The organism is Pandoraea sp. PE-S2T-3 (assembly GCF_002179965.1).
Classification (GTDB): domain Bacteria; phylum Pseudomonadota; class Gammaproteobacteria; order Burkholderiales; family Burkholderiaceae; genus Pandoraea.
This window is the reverse complement of the sequence record NZ_NGUQ01000008.1, coordinates 232,430-248,210: the sequence shown is the minus strand read 5'-3', so window position 1 is coordinate 248,210 and position 15,781 is coordinate 232,430. Positions and strand designations below refer to the sequence as shown.

General features: G+C 63.2%; 13 protein-coding genes. 5 read left to right on the top strand and 8 right to left on the bottom strand.

Features of this window, described 5'->3' with window-relative positions:
- Positions 1-39: 39 nt before the first annotated feature.
- Both ggt and CDV46_RS06790 read right to left on the bottom strand, forming a co-directional pair.
- Positions 40-1,662, bottom strand: a complete 1,623-nt coding sequence (gene ggt / locus CDV46_RS06795; RefSeq protein WP_371328738.1) for a gamma-glutamyltransferase — start codon at positions 1,660-1,662, stop codon at positions 40-42.
- A gap of 571 nt (positions 1,663-2,233) precedes the next feature.
- On the bottom strand, positions 2,234-2,893 hold the full coding sequence (locus CDV46_RS06790; RefSeq protein ID WP_087722140.1) for a M24 family metallopeptidase: 660 nt from the start codon (positions 2,891-2,893) through the stop codon (positions 2,234-2,236).
- A gap of 169 nt (positions 2,894-3,062) precedes the next feature.
- Between CDV46_RS06790 and pdxR the strand changes: the two genes are divergently transcribed.
- Positions 3,063-4,523 carry a MocR-like pyridoxine biosynthesis transcription factor PdxR gene (pdxR, locus tag CDV46_RS06785; RefSeq protein ID WP_087722139.1) on the top strand — a complete coding sequence of 487 codons (1,461 nt, stop codon included), beginning with the start codon at positions 3,063-3,065 and terminating at the stop codon, positions 4,521-4,523.
- On the opposite strand, the gene CDV46_RS06780 is transcribed toward pdxR, so the two are convergent.
- The 5 genes from CDV46_RS06780 to cyoA are packed head-to-tail and all read right to left on the bottom strand — an operon-like array spanning position 4,492 to position 9,554.
- Entirely contained in the window at positions 4,492-5,307 is an 816-nt protein-coding gene (locus CDV46_RS06780; RefSeq protein ID WP_303395611.1) for an SURF1 family protein, read from the bottom strand. The two genes, pdxR and CDV46_RS06780, sit on opposite strands and share 32 nt — an antisense overlap.
- A gap of 12 nt (positions 5,308-5,319) precedes the next feature.
- Complete coding sequence (gene cyoD / locus CDV46_RS06775; protein ID WP_058375640.1) at positions 5,320-5,727, bottom strand: cytochrome o ubiquinol oxidase subunit IV; 408 nt, start codon at positions 5,725-5,727, stop codon at positions 5,320-5,322.
- Positions 5,724-6,392: a cytochrome o ubiquinol oxidase subunit III gene (cyoC, locus tag CDV46_RS06770; protein ID WP_087722138.1), complete on the bottom strand. Its 669-nt coding sequence runs from the start codon at positions 6,390-6,392 to the stop codon at positions 5,724-5,726. Before cyoC ends, cyoD begins: the two co-directional genes overlap by 4 nt.
- A complete protein-coding gene (gene cyoB / locus CDV46_RS06765; protein ID WP_058375638.1) occupies positions 6,385-8,388 on the bottom strand; it encodes a cytochrome o ubiquinol oxidase subunit I in 2,004 nt (667 codons plus the stop codon). The genes cyoC and cyoB overlap by 8 nt, the downstream gene beginning before the upstream one ends.
- Before the next feature lie 53 nt (positions 8,389-8,441).
- Positions 8,442-9,554, bottom strand: coding sequence for a ubiquinol oxidase subunit II (gene cyoA, locus CDV46_RS06760; protein WP_087687301.1), 1,113 nt, complete (start codon positions 9,552-9,554; stop codon positions 8,442-8,444).
- A gap of 159 nt (positions 9,555-9,713) precedes the next feature.
- Here cyoA and CDV46_RS06755 point away from each other — a divergent pair, with 159 nt between their 5' ends.
- Positions 9,714-11,048, top strand: a complete 1,335-nt coding sequence (locus tag CDV46_RS06755; protein ID WP_058375637.1) for an MFS transporter — start codon at positions 9,714-9,716, stop codon at positions 11,046-11,048.
- Between the two features lie 72 nt (positions 11,049-11,120).
- Here the strand turns inward: CDV46_RS06755 and CDV46_RS06750 are convergent, their stop codons facing one another.
- Positions 11,121-12,002 (bottom strand): LysR substrate-binding domain-containing protein, encoded by an 882-nt coding sequence (locus tag CDV46_RS06750; RefSeq protein WP_058375636.1) that lies wholly within the window; start codon positions 12,000-12,002, stop codon positions 11,121-11,123.
- Between the two features lie 91 nt (positions 12,003-12,093).
- On the opposite strand from CDV46_RS06750, the gene CDV46_RS06745 reads away from it, so the two are divergent.
- From CDV46_RS06745 to CDV46_RS06735, 3 genes are read left to right on the top strand one after another with little or no spacing between them, the layout of a single operon-like run.
- Positions 12,094-13,155, top strand: a complete 1,062-nt coding sequence (locus tag CDV46_RS06745; RefSeq protein WP_371328736.1) for an ABC transporter ATP-binding protein — start codon at positions 12,094-12,096, stop codon at positions 13,153-13,155.
- On the top strand, positions 13,152-14,231 hold the full coding sequence (locus CDV46_RS06740) for an ABC transporter ATP-binding protein (protein ID WP_087722137.1): 1,080 nt from the start codon (positions 13,152-13,154) through the stop codon (positions 14,229-14,231). Before CDV46_RS06745 ends, CDV46_RS06740 begins: the two co-directional genes overlap by 4 nt.
- Before the next feature lie 42 nt (positions 14,232-14,273).
- Positions 14,274-15,776 carry an ABC transporter substrate-binding protein gene (locus CDV46_RS06735; RefSeq protein ID WP_087722136.1) on the top strand — a complete coding sequence of 501 codons (1,503 nt, stop codon included), beginning with the start codon at positions 14,274-14,276 and terminating at the stop codon, positions 15,774-15,776.
- Positions 15,777-15,781: the final 5 nt, after the last annotated feature.

Genomic DNA, 15,781 nt, shown 5'->3' with positions numbered 1-15,781 from the left:
GCGGCCCCATTGTCATGCAGCGTTCAGGTGATCAAACCATCAATACCCGAGTGCGAGACCCGTATTGCGGCGCGGATCGTTGGCACCGTAGAAGCGGTTCTTGCCGATCGGCTTGCCGCCCAGCGACGGGGCACCGACCAGAATCGCAGCGATGTGATTCGGAGGTTGCGGGCCGGCAAACTTCTGGCCCCAGCTCTCGAGAATCTTCTGCGTATCCGGGCTCAGAGCAAACGCTTCGATGTTGGTCGATTCCGGCATCCACTGCTGGTGGAAGCGCGGCGCATCCACGGCTTCTTGCAGGTTCATGCCGTAGTCGATCATGTTGAGCATCGTGAGCAGCGTGGCCGTGATGATGCGGCTGCCGCCCGGCGTACCGACGACCATCACCGTCTTGCCATCCTTGGTGACGATGGTCGGGCTCATCGACGACAGCGGGCGACGGCCCGGGCCGATGGCGTTCGCTTCGCCCTGAATCAGGCCGTACATGTTGGGCACACCCACCTTGGAGGTGAAGTCGTCCATCTCGTCGTTGAGCAGCACGCCCGTGCCGTTGGCCATGACCTTCGCGCCGAACCAGTCGTTGAGCGTGTAGGTGACGGACACGGCATTGCCATCCTTGTCGACGATCGAGTAGTGCGTCGTGTTGCTGCCCTCATGCGGCGGAACACCCGGCTTGATCTCTTGCGAGATACCGGCCTTCTGCGGGTTGATCGCGGCACGAATCTTCGCGGCGTAGTCCTTGTCGAGCAGATGCGCGAGCGGGTTCTTCACGAAGTCCGGGTCGCCCAGATAGCTGTTGCGGTCGACGTAGGCATGACGCATGGCTTCGATGGTGTAGTGCACGCCCTGGGCCGAGTGATAGCCCAGTTCTTTCATCGGATAGCCTTCGAGAATGTTCATGATCTCGCAGATCACCACGCCGCCCGAGCTCGGGGGCGGGGCCGAGACCACGTGATAGCCGCGGTAATCGCATTCCACCGGGGCCAGTTCGCGCGTCTTGTACTGATCAAGGTCGGCCTGCGTGATGATGCCGCCGCCTGCCTTCATCGAGGCCACCAGCTTGCTCGCGACTTCACCCTTGTAGAAGCCATCGGTGCCCTTGGCGCTGATCAGGCGCAGCGTGCGCGCGAGATCCTTTTGCACCAGACGCTCGCCCGGCTGGAACGGCTGACCCTTGTTCATGAAGATGGCGCCCGAGTTGGCGCGGTCTTTCTCGAAGTCCTTGGTCGACGTCCACAGCATGTCCACGTCGCCCTGATCGAGCACGAAGCCCTTGTCGGCCAGCGTGATGGCCGGCGAGATCAGCTGCTGACGTGTCTTCGTGCCGTACTTCTCACGTGCGTATTCCATGCCCGACACGGTGCCCGGCACACCCACGGCCAGATAGCCGGTGGTGGAGGCACCCTTGATGACGTTGCCGTCCTTGTCGAGGTACATGTTGGCGGTGGCAGCCAGCGGGGCCTTCTCGCGGAAATCGAGGAAGGTCTTGCGGCCGTCGGCGAGTTGAATCGTCATGAAGCCGCCGCCGCCGATGTTGCCGGCTGCCGGATACACCACGGCCAGCGCATAGCCCACGGCCACTGCGGCATCGATCGCGTTGCCGCCGGACTTGAGCACTTCGACGCCGACCTTCGATGCGATGTGCTGCGCGGTCACGACCATGCCGTTCTCGGCACCCACCGGCGCCTGCGACGCCGCGTGAACGTTGAACAGCGCACAGCTCAGGGCTGTGGCCAGTAACGCTTTGGAGAAGGTTTGATTTTTCATCGTCTTTCTGTTCTTGAGCGATTGAGCGACATAAGGAAACTGCTTGATTGCGCGCGCGACGTTTCGCACGGACGGGCAGCTCGCTCGAACTGACGGGTGCCTGAGGCTGGCACCGTCGGGGGGGCGATGTCTCCGCTGCCTTATTGCCGTCGTGCGGAAAAGTTCCGTCGGCAAACGAGACGGTAACGCAAATTGCGTAATTGGGGAAAGATGCGTCAAAAGTCCGGACGACGGGCCACTGCGCGTATTGGCGTGGCACTGGACAAATGTGCGGAGTGCGTCAAACCCTTCGCCGGTAAGCGTTGAGTTCGATATGGGGTCAGATGGATGCGAGCGTTTGGCCGCCGAAACGATGGGGCCGGCGTGTGAAATCGCCAAAGGGCTGTTGCATCGTCGCCACGCCGGTTTGACGGCGAAAAAACGCAGGCGTGGCGACGATCGGAATCAAACCGGAATCAAACCGGAATCAGACCAGCAGGTCTTCGTAGAACGCGCCGAAGGGGCGCGTCGGATGGGCGATCTGGATTTCGAGAATCCACAGGCCGCCGCTGGGCGTGTCGGCCAGATCGGCGAGCTTGCCGGCCTTGTAGATCGCGTGTGGGAAGTCGCTCACGCGATGGCCTTTCATGTCGAAGTTGAGCACCCAGCCCAGTATCTCGGCTTGCGCTTTGGCGAACTCGTACAGCGCCTGACCGCTCACGCCATGCGTGCGCCAGTGGTCTTTCACGATCCCGAACAAGCGCTTGGCGTCATCCGCACAGCGCTGCATTTCCGGGTCGCTGCCGGTGGTGCGCGTGAAGCCGCAATCGCCTTCGTGCGCGCCGAACACCACGCCGATGTCGATGAAGTAGATGTCGTCGTCGCCCAGCACCGGATCGTCGTCGCTACGCTCGCTGAAGGTCAGCCGCGTGTTTTTGCCGAAGCGGATCAGCACCGGGTGCCAGATACGGTCCATGCCGAGTTCGCCAAGCAACGCCTTGCTGGCGGCGATAGCCTCCGACTCGTGCATGCCCGGCTTGATCAGGGCCGAGATTTTTTCCGTGGCGTCCCACGTGAGGGCTTGGGCGCGCTGCATGGCGGCGGCGCTGAATTTTGCCCCGACGGCTTCTCTTTCTGCCAACTCCATCTCATTTCTCCGCGATATTCAACACTTGTGGGGAGCGCTCGCCGCCGTGAAAGGCCGGGGGGAGGCGAGCGTCACGGCGTTCAGGATAATGACTAACTTGTATAATTCGAAGCGCCATTTCCCGGTCGTTTGATTGGGCCACTTTGAATTCACGCAGCCTCTCATTCCCATGCGTCGACGTCACATCAGCGAATCGCTTGAACTGCCGCTCACCGAACGGCGCGAGAAGGAAACACGGCAGGCGTGGGTGTACCGCTGCGTGCGCGAGCGCATCGTGGCAGGGGAGTTACGACGCGGCGACCGGTTGCCGTCCACGCGCACGCTGGCAGAGCGTTGGGGGGTGTCGCGCGGCATTGTCGAGCTGGCGTTCGAGCAACTCACGTTGGAAGGCTACGTGGCGAGCCGCGTGGGGGCGGGGACAGAAGTGGTCGCCGATTTGAGCGAGCCGGTGGCAACGGTAGCGCGCGACGACGTAGGCGCCTCGCCATCCCCAATATCCCCATTACCCCTGTTCGAGACGGCGGCGTCACTGTCGCTCAAGACGGGCCGCTCGGTCGACGTGGCACTGTTCTCGTTGCCCGCGTGGCGCCGGCACATGAATTACGCGCTGCGCACGGTGACCTCGGCAGAACTCGCCGACACCGATCCGCGCGGCTACGGACCCTTGCGGGAGAGCATCGCCCGGTACTTGCGCGTCACGCGCGGCATCACCTGCGACGCCGGTCACATCGTGATGACCACGGGTATTCGCCACGCCATCGATCTGGTGACCGACGTGCTGGCTGATACCGACACGACCTATTACCTCGAAGATCCCGGCTACAAGAACCTCGCGTCGCTGATTGGCGCACCATCTGAGCGTTGCGTCGGTGTTCCCATCGACGATGAGGGGTTTTGCGCGGAAGCGGCGGATCGCGTCGGCTGCCCGGGCATCGCCTACGTGACGCCTGCGCATCAGGCCCCGCTGGGCACGACCATGTCGATCAACCGGCGCATGCAGATGCTGGCATGGGCCGAGGCACGCGACGTGTGGATCATCGAAGACGACTACGACAGCGAGTTCAGCTACGGCAGTGCGCCGCTGCCGGCGCTCAAGGCGATCGACACGCAGGGACGCGTGATCCATTGCAGCAGCTTCAACAAGTCGCTGTTCCCGTCGCTGCGCATTGGCTTTCTGCTCGCACCTCCTGCGCTGTTACCGCGAATTGCCGCGTTGCGCTCGGCGTCGGGCCGCGCCAACAGTCTGATCGAACAGATGGCGCTCGCGCGTTATATCGACGCTGGCGATTTCGCCCGCCATTTGCGCGCGTCACGCAGCGTGTATCTGCGGCGTCGCAATCTGATGCTCGATACGTTGCGCGCTAATCTGCGCACGCCGTGCCATGTCACGGGCGAACATGCCGGGTTTCACTTCGTGCTGTGGCTGCCGCAGCAGATCGACGAGACGCAGATAGTCGACGCGCTGCGTGCACAGGGCGTGTTTGTCGAAGGGCTGGGGGAATTTGCCCGGGCACAGCGCATGGCGCCCGGACTGGTGCTGGGCTACGCCGCCTTCGACGACGCGCGCGTCATCGAGGTGGCGAAGCAGGTGGCGACGGTTATCGACGCGTACGCAGTTCCAGCCGGATGACAAACCATCCGGCGACGGCCGACATGATGGCCAGCGCGTACCACGTGAGCATGTAGCTCATGTGGTTGTTGGGGAACTGCACCACGGTGAGCCCGCCGACCGGGTAGTCGCGCGCTTGTGTATTGGTGATGTTGCCCGTCGTGGCCTCGCCGTCGCCATTGGGTACGGCGCGCGCGGTACCGGCGGGGCCGTCGGCATCCACGAAATACGGTGCCACGTCCGACAGCCCGCGTGCGGCGGCAATGGCCGCGACATCGCGTGAATACCAGAGGTTTTCCGAGGGCGAGTTCTTGCGCAAAAAGCCGCCACCGGCTTCCGTCATGCGCAGCAGCCCGGTGACCGTCACGTCGCCGGATGGCGCGGGCGGCACGGCTTCCTTCCAGCCCGGCGGCACGAAACCGCGATTGACGATCACTTCGCTGCCATCTGCCGTGCGCAGCGGTGTGAGCACCCAGTAGCCGCCCCCGAGATCGGTGACGGCCTGCACCAGCGTGTCTTTGTCGAACGCATAGGTGCCGGTGAGCGAGATGTGGCGGTATTCGTCGTCAGCCGCAGTGATGGCCGGCCATTGCGCGCGAGTGGGCGCGGCGACGGGTGGCGCATGCACGCGGGTATTCACACGCTCGATCAATTCGAGCTTCCACGCGCGGCGATGCAACTGCCACGTACCGAGGGATACGAACACGGAGATCAGGACCAGCGTGATGACGCCGAGAAAGACCAGCCGGAGGGGGGAGGGACGCCGGCGGGCGTCCCCCGAATCACGAAGTTGACTGCTGCTCAAGGGTAATGCCGTTCAAGGGAGGTTTTTCGTATCCTGCATCATACCCGGCATCATGTTTTGGTTCAGGTGATACATCACCCAGAGCGAACCCGAGAGCGCGATCACGACCAGCACGATCGTGAAGATGAGCGAGAGCAGATTCCAGCCGCCCTCCGACTTCCCGTTCATGTGCAGGAAGTAGATCATGTGCACCACGATCTGAATGGCGCCCAAAAAAAGAATCATGATCGCGGTGGTGCTCGACTTCTCGAACACCCCGCCCATCACGAACCAGAACGGAATCGCGGTGAGCACCACCGACAGGATGAAGCCGGTCGCATAGCCACGGAACGTGCTGTGCGGCCCTTCGTCCTCGTGGCCATGGTCGTCACCATGATCGTGCCCTTCGGCACCGTGCAGCGTCGAATCGTGCGAACTCACGGCAGCACTCCCATGAGATAGACAAACGTGAAGACGCCGATCCACACGACGTCCAGAAAGTGCCAGAACATCGACAGGCACATCAGGCGGCGCCGGTTCGACGCCGTCAGGCCATGCTTGCCGACCTGCACCATCAGCGTGATGAGCCAGATGATCCCGAACGTGACGTGCAGCCCGTGCGTGCTCACCAGCGTGAAGAACGACGAAAGGAACGCACTGCGCCACGGTCCGGCACCCTCATGAATCAGGTTGGCGAATTCGTAGAGTTCGAGCGAGAGGAAGGCCGCGCCCAGCACCCCGGTGACCGCCAGCCAGCCCAGCACCGCGCTCTGGCGGCGCTTCTGCATCTCCAGCATCGCAAAGCCGTACGTGATCGACGAGAGCAGCAGGAACGTGGTGTTCACCGCGACCAGCGGCAGCTCGAACAACTCCGCACCGGTGGGGCCGCCCGCGTAATTGCGGCCGAGCACCCCGTACGCCGCGAACAGGCAGGCGAACACGAGGCAGTCGCTCATCAGATAGAGCCAGAAGCCGAGCAGTGTGCCGTTGGGCGGATGGTAATCGCTCGACATCATGAAGCGCAGTTCGCCTTCGCGCGGTGGCGCGGGCGTGTGCGCTGCGGCGGGTGCGCCGCCGACGGGGAAGGGTGCGGTCGTATCAGACATGCTGGGCGAGCAGCTGCGTGCGCGCTGCCTCCGTGTGTTCGACCTGATCGGCCGGGACGTAATACTCGCGGTGATAGTTGAACGTGTGGCCGATCGCCGTCGCCAGCAGCGCGATGAACGACACGATCACAATCAGCCACATGTGCCAGATCAGCCCGAAGCCGCACACCGTCGCCAGCCCGGCGAGGATGATGCCCGCGCCGGTGTTCTTCGGCATGTGAATCGGCAGGAAACCGGACTCCGGCCGCTTGAAGCCGTGCTGCTTCATCTGCCACCAGGCGTCGTTGTCGTGAACGATCGGCGTGAATGCGAAGTTGTAGACCGGCGGCGGCGACGACGTCGACCATTCCAGCGTGCGGCCATTCCATGGGTCGCCGGTATCGTCGCGCAATTCATCCCGGCGACGGTAGCTGACCACCAGCTGGATGAGGAAGCAACCGATCCCCAGCGCGATGAGCAGGGCGCCGACGGCGGCCACCTGGAACCAGATCTGCAACGACATATCGTCGAAGTGGCTCATGCGGCGCGTCACGCCCATGAGGCCGAGCAGATACAGCGGCATGAACGCGACGTAGAAGCCGATGAACCAGAACCAGAACGAACACTTGCCCCAGAACGGATCGAGCTTGTAGCCGAACGCTTTCGGGAACCAGTAGGTGATGGCGGCCATGATGCCGAAGATCACGCCACCGATGATCACGTTGTGGAAGTGGGCGATCAGGAACAGGCCGTTGTGCAGCGAGAAGTCGGCGGGCGGCACGGCCAGCAGCACACCGGTCATGCCGCCGATCACGAACGTCACCATGAAGCCGAGGGTCCAGAGCATCGGCACTTCGAAGCGGATGCGCCCGCGGTACATCGTGAACAGCCAGTTGAACATCTTCGCCCCGGTCGGTATCGAGATAATCATCGTCGTGATACCGAAGAACGAATTCACGCTCGCGCCCGAGCCCATCGTGAAGAAGTGGTGCAGCCACACGAGATACGACAGCACGGTAATCACGACCGTGGCGTACACCATCGACGCGTAACCGAACAGGCGCTTGCCGGAGTAAGTGGACACCACCTCGGAGAACACGCCGAACACCGGCAGCACGAGAATGTAGACCTCGGGGTGGCCCCAGATCCAGATCAGGTTCACGTACATCATGGCGTTGCCGCCGAGATCGTTCGTGAAGAAGTTGGTGCCGGCGTAGCGGTCCAGCGCGAGCAGGGCGAGCACGGCGGTCAGCACCGGGAACGCAGCCACGATCAGCACGTTGGTGCACAGCGAGGTCCACGTGAACACCGGCATGCGCATCATCGACATGCCCGGCGCGCGCATCTTCACGATGGTTACCAGCAGGTTGATCCCGGATAGCAACGTGCCGATCCCGGCGATCTGCAACGCCCATATGTAGTAATCGACACCGACGTCGGGGCTTTGCAGAATGCCCGAGAGCGGCGGATACGCCAGCCAGCCCGTGCGGGCGAATTCACCGACGAACAGCGACATCATCACGAGCACGGCACCGCTCGTGGTCATCCAGAAGCTGAAGTTATTGAGGAACGGAAACGCCACGTCGCGCGCACCGATTTGCAGCGGCACCACAAAGTTCATCAGACCGGTGACGAGCGGCATCGCCACGAAGAAGATCATGATCACGCCGTGCGCGGTGAAGATCTGATCGTAGTGGTGCGGCGGCAGATACCCCATGTTGTCGCCGAACGACACCGACTGTTGCAGCCGCATCATCGCCGCGTCGGCAAAGCCGCGCAGCAGCATGACGATGCCGAGCATCACGTACATGATGCCGATCTTCTTGTGATCGATGCTCGTGAACCACTCTCGCCAGAGGTAGCCCCAGAGTTTGAAGTACGTGATCGCACCCAGTACCACGATGCCGCCGAAGGCGACCCCCGCAAACGTCGCGAGAAGAATGGGCTCGTGGTAGGGGATGGCCTCCAGCGTAAGACGGCCGAAGATCAGTTTGACGATGTCCAGGTGCTCGAGCATAGGATCATTCGCGCGCGGGGCGCGTCATTGTCGAGGGTTGGGCGCGCGGCGCCTCACTGTGTGAGCCCTTCGCCGGGGGCACGCCGTAGCGTTGCGTCGGCGAGCGGACCGCCGCTCAGACGGGTTGCAAACTGGGAAGTGTTGTCGGCGGTGCACATGGCGTCGGCGAGCAGCGCATCGGTCTTGCCGCCGCGCATCTTCCACGACGTCGTGCCGACATTGCCGACTTTGCCGTCACGCGCTTCGTTGGCCGCATGCTTGTGATTGGGCTGATCCATCATGTCCTTCAGGCAAGGCTGCCCGGCCTGGACACAGCGGTTCAGAATCGCATCGTAGAGATTGGGTGCGACGTCGCCGTAGTACTGCACCGGCACCCATTCGCTGGGCTGCGTGAGGGCTTCGTACTTGTCGCGCGAGAGATTCTGGCCCTTCGCCTTGACCTGTTGCACCCACGCGTCGAATTCTTCTGCCGTCATGCCGTGGAACTTGAAGCGCATGCCGGAGAAGCCCGCGCCGCTGTAGTTCGCCGAGAAGCCGTCGTAGACGCCGGGCTTGTTGATCACTGCGTGCAGCTTCGTTTCCATGCCCGGCATGGCGTAGACCTGACCGGCCAGCGCGGGCACGAAGAACGAATTCATCATCGTCGTCGACGTGATTTCGAAGCGGATCGGGCGGTCGACCGGCGCGGCCAGCTCATTGACGGTGGCGATGCCTTGATCGGGATAGAAGAACAGCCATTTCCAGTCCATCGCCACCACTTGCACCGTCAACGGGCGCGTGTCGGGCGGAATCTCGCGTTTGGCGTCGATCCGTTCCAGTGGCCGATACGGATCGAGCTTGTGCGTGCTCACCCAGGTGAGGGCGCCGAGCGCGATGATGATGAGCAGGGGCGCCGCCCAGATCAGCAGCTCGAGCAGTGTCGAGTGATCCCATTCGGGCGTGTAGACGGCGTCTTTGTTCGATGCCCGGTATCGCCAGGCAAAGAGCAGCGTGAGCGCGATCACCGGAATGATGATCAGCAGCATCAGGATGGTGGAAACGATAATGATGTCCCGCTGCCTCACCGCGAGATCGCCCGCAGGCGACATCAAAACGGTATTGCAGCCGGACAGCAAAGCGGCGGCGGGGAGCAAAAGTACCCCGCGAAGGAACTTGGGGGAAGTCATGCTGCGATCGATGAACCGTAGCCGTGGACCGGACCCATCATGGACTTCACACCCCGATGCAAGATACTAGGGTAAACCCGATAGCGTCGATTCGAGTAACCTGCGATGCTTTTCGGGCACGAGTGTCATCGTCATCCCGATCCGCAAGGGGGTCCGATAATGTCAAGCAGTGCTCATCAATCGCCGACCCCACCCGGTTCGCCGAGTGCTTCGACTGCGCACGATCACGGCAACAAGTCTCGCATTGCCCCTGAGGAAATCGCGGTAGGCGTTGTCGTCGGACGCGCCTCCGAGTACTTCGATTTCTTCGTGTTCGGCATTTCTGCCGTTCTCGTCTTTCCGCACGTTTTCTTCCCGTTTGCCGACGGCCTGCACGGCCTGCTGTACTCGTTCACGATCTTCTCGTTCGCGTTTATTTCGCGCCCGTTCGGCACGACGCTGTTCATGAACGTGCAGCGGCGCTGGGGCCGTAGCGTCAAGCTCACGGCGGCGCTGTTCGTACTCGGCACAGCGACGGCCGGCATGGCGTTTCTGCCGGGCTATGCGGTGCTGGGCGACCGTGCGATCTGGCTGCTCGCGTTCTTCCGTCTGGTGCAGGGTATCGGCTTCGGCGGCTCGTGGGATGGTCTGCCGTCGCTACTCGCGATGAACGCGCCGCCGCACCGTCGCGGCTGGTATTCGATGATGGGGCAGTTGGGCGCGCCGATCGGTTTTCTCATCGCGGGCGGCTTGTTCCTGTTTCTGCACTGGAGTCTGGAAAGCGACGACTTTCTCACGTGGGGCTGGCGTTATCCGTTCTATGTGGCCTTCGCTGTGAACGTGGTGGCGCTGTTTGCGCGCCTGCGTCTGGTGGTCACGAACGAGTACACCGAGATGCTCGAAGAAGGGCAGTTGGAGCCGATCAGCACGCGTGAGATGGTGCGCTCGCAGGGCTACAACATCTTCCTCGGCGCGTTTGCTGCGCTCGCCAGCTACGCGCTGTTTCACTTGGTGACGGTGTTCCCGTTGTCGTGGATTTCTCTGCAAAACACGCAAGATCTCGACAGTGTGTTGATCGTGCAACTGTGCGGTGCCGTCATCGCCATTATTTGCACGGTGATTTCGGGGCGCATCGCCGACCGTCTCGGGCGGCGTACCACGCTCGGTCTCTTTGCGATCTTTATCGGCATCTTCGCGCTCTTCGCGCCCTACCTGATGGGCGGCGGCTCGACCCGGCAGGACATCTTCATTCTGGTGGGCTTCGGGTTGCTCGGCCTGTCGTACGGGCAGGCGGCGGGGACGGTGACGTCGAATTTCGAACAGCGCTTCCGTTACACGGGGGCGGCGCTTACCACCGACTTTGCGTGGCTGTTCGGCGCGGCATTCGCACCGCTCGTCGCGCTGGGGTTGTCAGCCGAATTCGGGCTGGTTGCCGTGAGCGTCTATCTGCTCTCCGGCACGGTGTGCACGTTGCTGGCGCTGCGCATCAACAAAGCGCTGGAAACCCGCGACTGATTGTTTCAGCGTTCCTCACCACGGCGCGGCGTTGACCGCGCCGTTTCATTTCCACGCCACACATCTCACGCCTCACACGTCATGCAGCATGCCGACAATCGCCGCCGTGATGTCGCGAGTGCGCGAGTCGTGCTCGCGATGAATCATGCCGACCGTGCGCAACAACGGCGGTGCCGCAATCGGCACGATGCGCAGCAGCGGGTCGGCCTGCCAGTCGCCACGATGCAGCAGCGGCAATACCGACACGCCGACGTTCTTGCGCACGAGCGCGACGATGGTCTCGATCGAGTTCAATTCGAGATATTCCGTGACGGTCAGTTTCGCTGCGCGCAACGCCTGCTCCACCACCAGCCCCGTGCGCACGCGCCGGTCGAAGCGCAGGAACGCGTGTTCATCGAGAACGGACTGCGGATTGGCGTCCGGCGTGGCATCCCAGACCTCCCGATTGACGACCATCACCATCGGTTCGGTATAGAGCGGCGTCCACACCAGACCGTCGGGGCGGGCATCGTCGGCGCGGGCGACCACGGCGGCAATGTCGACTTCGCCCTGTTCGACGAGATCGGTCAGCTCATCCGAGCGTGCGGACGTGAGCCGAACATCGAGCCCGGGGTGCGCGGTCTTCAGTTCGGCCACGACCAGCGAGAGCGCCCCGATGACCGACACGACGGCACCGATGGTCACCGGCCCCTGCATCGCATCGAGAGGCGAGGCCGTCAGGTCGGCGGTAAGCGCCAGAATCTGCTCGACGCGCGGAAACAGTTCGCGCCCCTGCCGGGTGAGCGTGATCTGCCGCCCGCGACGGTCGAACAGGCGCTGGCCGACGGCATCTTCAAGTCCGCGCATTTGCAGACTCACGGCCGCCTGCGTGAGCGCGGCACGTTCGGCAGCGGCGGCAAACGAGCCGGTTTGGGCCACCAGCCGGAACGTTTTCATCATGCGCAGTGTGAGCATTTGGGAAGTAAAAATAATTTACGTATCGAAAAGAAATATTAATATTTTCTATTGATCCGTGGGGGACATAATCGTGTCATGCATTCCGCTCATGACCGAGCCAGCCCATAACAACGCACCCATGACCCTGCCCGCAGAACCCGCGCCGGTGCTCGATGTGACCGGCCTGTCGCTGAAGTTCTCCCGCGCCGCCGATGCGCCGAATCTGATTGACGGTGTCTCGTTCGCGGTTCACCCCGGCAAGACGCTGTGCATCGTAGGCGAGTCGGGTTGCGGCAAGAGCGTGACGTCGCTCGCGCTCATGGGCCTGCTGCCGAGCCCGCCGGCCAATCTGGTCGCGGGCCGCGCAATGTTTGAAGGGCACGATCTGCTGGCGTTGCCGGAGCGCGAGTTCGCCGATATGCGCGGCAACCGGCTCGCGATGATCTTTCAGGAGCCGATGACGTCGCTGAACCCGGCGTTCACCATCGGCCATCAGATTGAAGAGGGCATTCGCCGTCATCGCGGTCTCGACCGCAAAGCGGCGCGTGCCGAAGCGCTCGCGATGCTGAAACTGGTGCGCATTCCGGCGCCCGAGACACGGCTCGACAACTATCCGCACGAACTCTCCGGCGGCATGCGCCAACGCGTGATGATCGCGATGGCGCTCGCCAACCGTCCTGCCCTGCTCATCGCTGACGAACCGACCACCGCGCTCGACGTCACCATTCAGGCGCAGGTGCTCACGCTGATTCAGACGCTGCAACGCGAGACCGGGACCGCCGTGGTGTTGATCACGCACGATCTTGGCGTGGTGGCAGAAGTGGCCGATCACGTCGCCGTGATGTACGCGGGGCGCATCGTGGAATACGGCAGCGTCGACGAGATCTTCGATGATCCGCAGCATCCTTACACGATTGGCCTGATGGGCGCGATTCCGTCCATCGGCAAGCGCGAAGGCACGCTCGCTACCATTCGCGGCTCGGTGCCGTCGCCCGAGCGCATGCCGGCCGGTTGCCGCTTTGCGCCGCGCTGTCCGTTTGCCGAGGCGCGCTGCACACAACAGGCGCCGGTCGAGCGCACCCTGTCCGGCACGCATCGCGTCGCGTGCTGGCTGGCACCGGTCGACGCGCTCACGCCGCCCGCAACCCCGATGGAAGAGGTGGCCGCATGACAGCGCTGCTCGAAGCTCGCGATCTGACCAAACACTTCGGCGGCCACCGCGTCGGTTTTTCGCGCGCACCTACGGTGTACGCCGTGAATGGCGTCTCGTTCTCGGTGCAGGCGGGCGAAACGTTCGCCATCGTCGGCGAGTCGGGCTGCGGAAAATCCACGCTCGGCCGACTGCTGCTGCGTTTGCTCGATGCCACGCGCGGGGAAGTGCGCTATCAGGGCGAAGACATCATGACGCTGGGCGCCGGAGCGATGCGGCGTCTGCGGCGTGAATTGCAGATCATCTTTCAAGACCCGTTCGCCTCGCTCAACCCGAGCATGACCGTGGGCAGCCTGATTGCCGAGCCGATTGCGCTGCACGGTCTCGCGCATGGCCGCGCCCGCGACGACCGGGTGGCCGACCTGCTGCGCACCGTCGGTCTGCAACCGGACTATGCGCAGCGCTTTCCGCACGAATTCTCCGGCGGACAGCGCCAGCGCATCGGCATCGCTCGGGCGCTTGCCGGTGAGCCGCGCGTGATCATTGGCGACGAACCCGTCTCTGCGCTCGACGTGTCCGTGCAGGCGCAGGTCATCAATCTGCTCGAACGTCTGAAGCACGATCTGGGGCTCACGCTCATCATGGTCGCGCACGATCTGGCCGTCATTCGTCATATGAGCGACCGGGTTGCGGTGATGTATCTGGGCGAGATTGTGGAACTGGCCAGCGCCGATGCGCTGTTCGACAACCCGTTGCATCCGTACACGCAGGCGCTGTTGCAGGCGATTCCGGCAAGCAGTCCGCACGTGCGCCGCAGCCGCGCGCCGTTGGGCGGCGAGTTGCCGAGCCCGACGGCACCGCCGCCCGGTTGCCGTTTTCACCCGCGCTGTGCGCATGCGCGCGAGGTGTGCCGCGAGCAACGCCCGATCGACGAGGTATTACCCGACGGCCGGCAGGTCGCGTGTCACTTCTGGCGGGACATCCAGAATGCGGGCGCTAGCCCCACACTCGTCACGCCGCCAAGCGAAAAGCTGACGGCGCGTCTGGCGCTGTATCGCGCACGGCAGGCGCAGGCCGACGCGGCTATCGTCAGCTAACACCCACACGATTCCGATAAACACTCACGAGAGACCTCACGCATGCGCAACGTTCTGCTCGATTTCGCTCTGGCTGCCGCACTGACCACGGGCGCCGCGTCGGCGATGGCCCAGTCGGCCATCCGCATTGGTTTGCAGGAAGATATCGGCTCGCTCGACCCGGCGCGCAGTTCGCAGGTCGTCGACCGCATGGTGCTGCGCTCGCTGTGCAGCTCGCTGGTCGATATCTCGCCGGACCTGAAGTTCGTGCCGATGCTGGCCACGTCGTGGAGCGTGAGCGCCGACGGCAAGACGTGGACGTTCAAGCTGCGTCAGGGCGCGAAGTTCCACGACGACGAGCCGTTCAACGCCAAGGCCGTGAAGGCCAACCTCGATCGCGCGCGCAGCATGCCGGCGAGCAATCGCAAGAGCGAACTGTCGTCCATCGATCACGTCGACGTGGTGGACGATTCGACCGTCAACATCGTGCTCAAGGCCCCGGACTCGGCGCTGCTCGCCACGTTGTCCGATCGCGCCGGCATGATGCTGGCCCCCAAGACACTGGCGGATGACGCCGCCGTGCAAGCACGCCCGGTGTGCTCGGGCCCGTACAAGTTCGTGCAGCGCGTGCAGAACGACCGCGTCGTGCTGGAGAAATTCGCGGGCTTCTGGGATGCAGACAAATACCCGATCCAGAAGGTCACGTTCCTGCCGATTCCCGACACCACCGTGCGTCTCGCGAACGTGCGCTCCGGCTCGCTCGACATGCTCGAGCGTCTGTCGCCGTCCGACGTGAAGTCGGTCAAGCGCGACGCCAATCTGAATTTCCTGACCATCGACGGTCTGGGCTACTACGGCCTGACGTTCAACGTGGCGGCCAACGCGCCCAAGGCCCTGCGCGACAAACGCGTGCGTGAAGCCTTCGATCTGGCCATCGACCGCGACGCCATCAATCAGGTGATCGGCGGCGGCATCTTCACCCCTGCCAATCAAGCGCTGCCCAAGAGCGGCCAGTACTACGACACGGCGATCAAATCGACCAAGCGCGACGTGGCGAAAGCGAAAGCACTGCTCAAGTCGGCAGGCTTCGAGAAGGTGGACGTGACGCTGAGCTTCGGCAACAACACCGTGTCGAACCAGATGGCGCAGATGTTGCAGGCGATGCTCGCCGAGGCGGGCATTACCCTGAAGCTGCGTCCGATGGACTACGCCGCTGCACTCGACGCCGCCCACCGTGGCGACTTCGATGTGCTCTACAACGGCTGGTCGGGCCGCGTGGACCCGGACGGCAACCTGCATCAGTTTGTGACCTGCAAGGGCAACCTGAACTACGGCCAGTATTGCAATGCCGACGTCGACAAGCTGCTCAACGACGCCCGCGTGAAGTCCAGCGTGGCCGAGCGCAAGCCGCTGTACGACGCTGCCAACAAGATCCTCGCCGACGACAACCCGATTCTGTATCTGTACGTGCAGCCGTGGCCGTATGTGCTCACGAAGAAGGTGCAGGGCTTCGTGCCGTATCCCGACGGTCTGATCCGTCTGCGCGGCGTGAGCCTCAAGGGCTGAGGGAG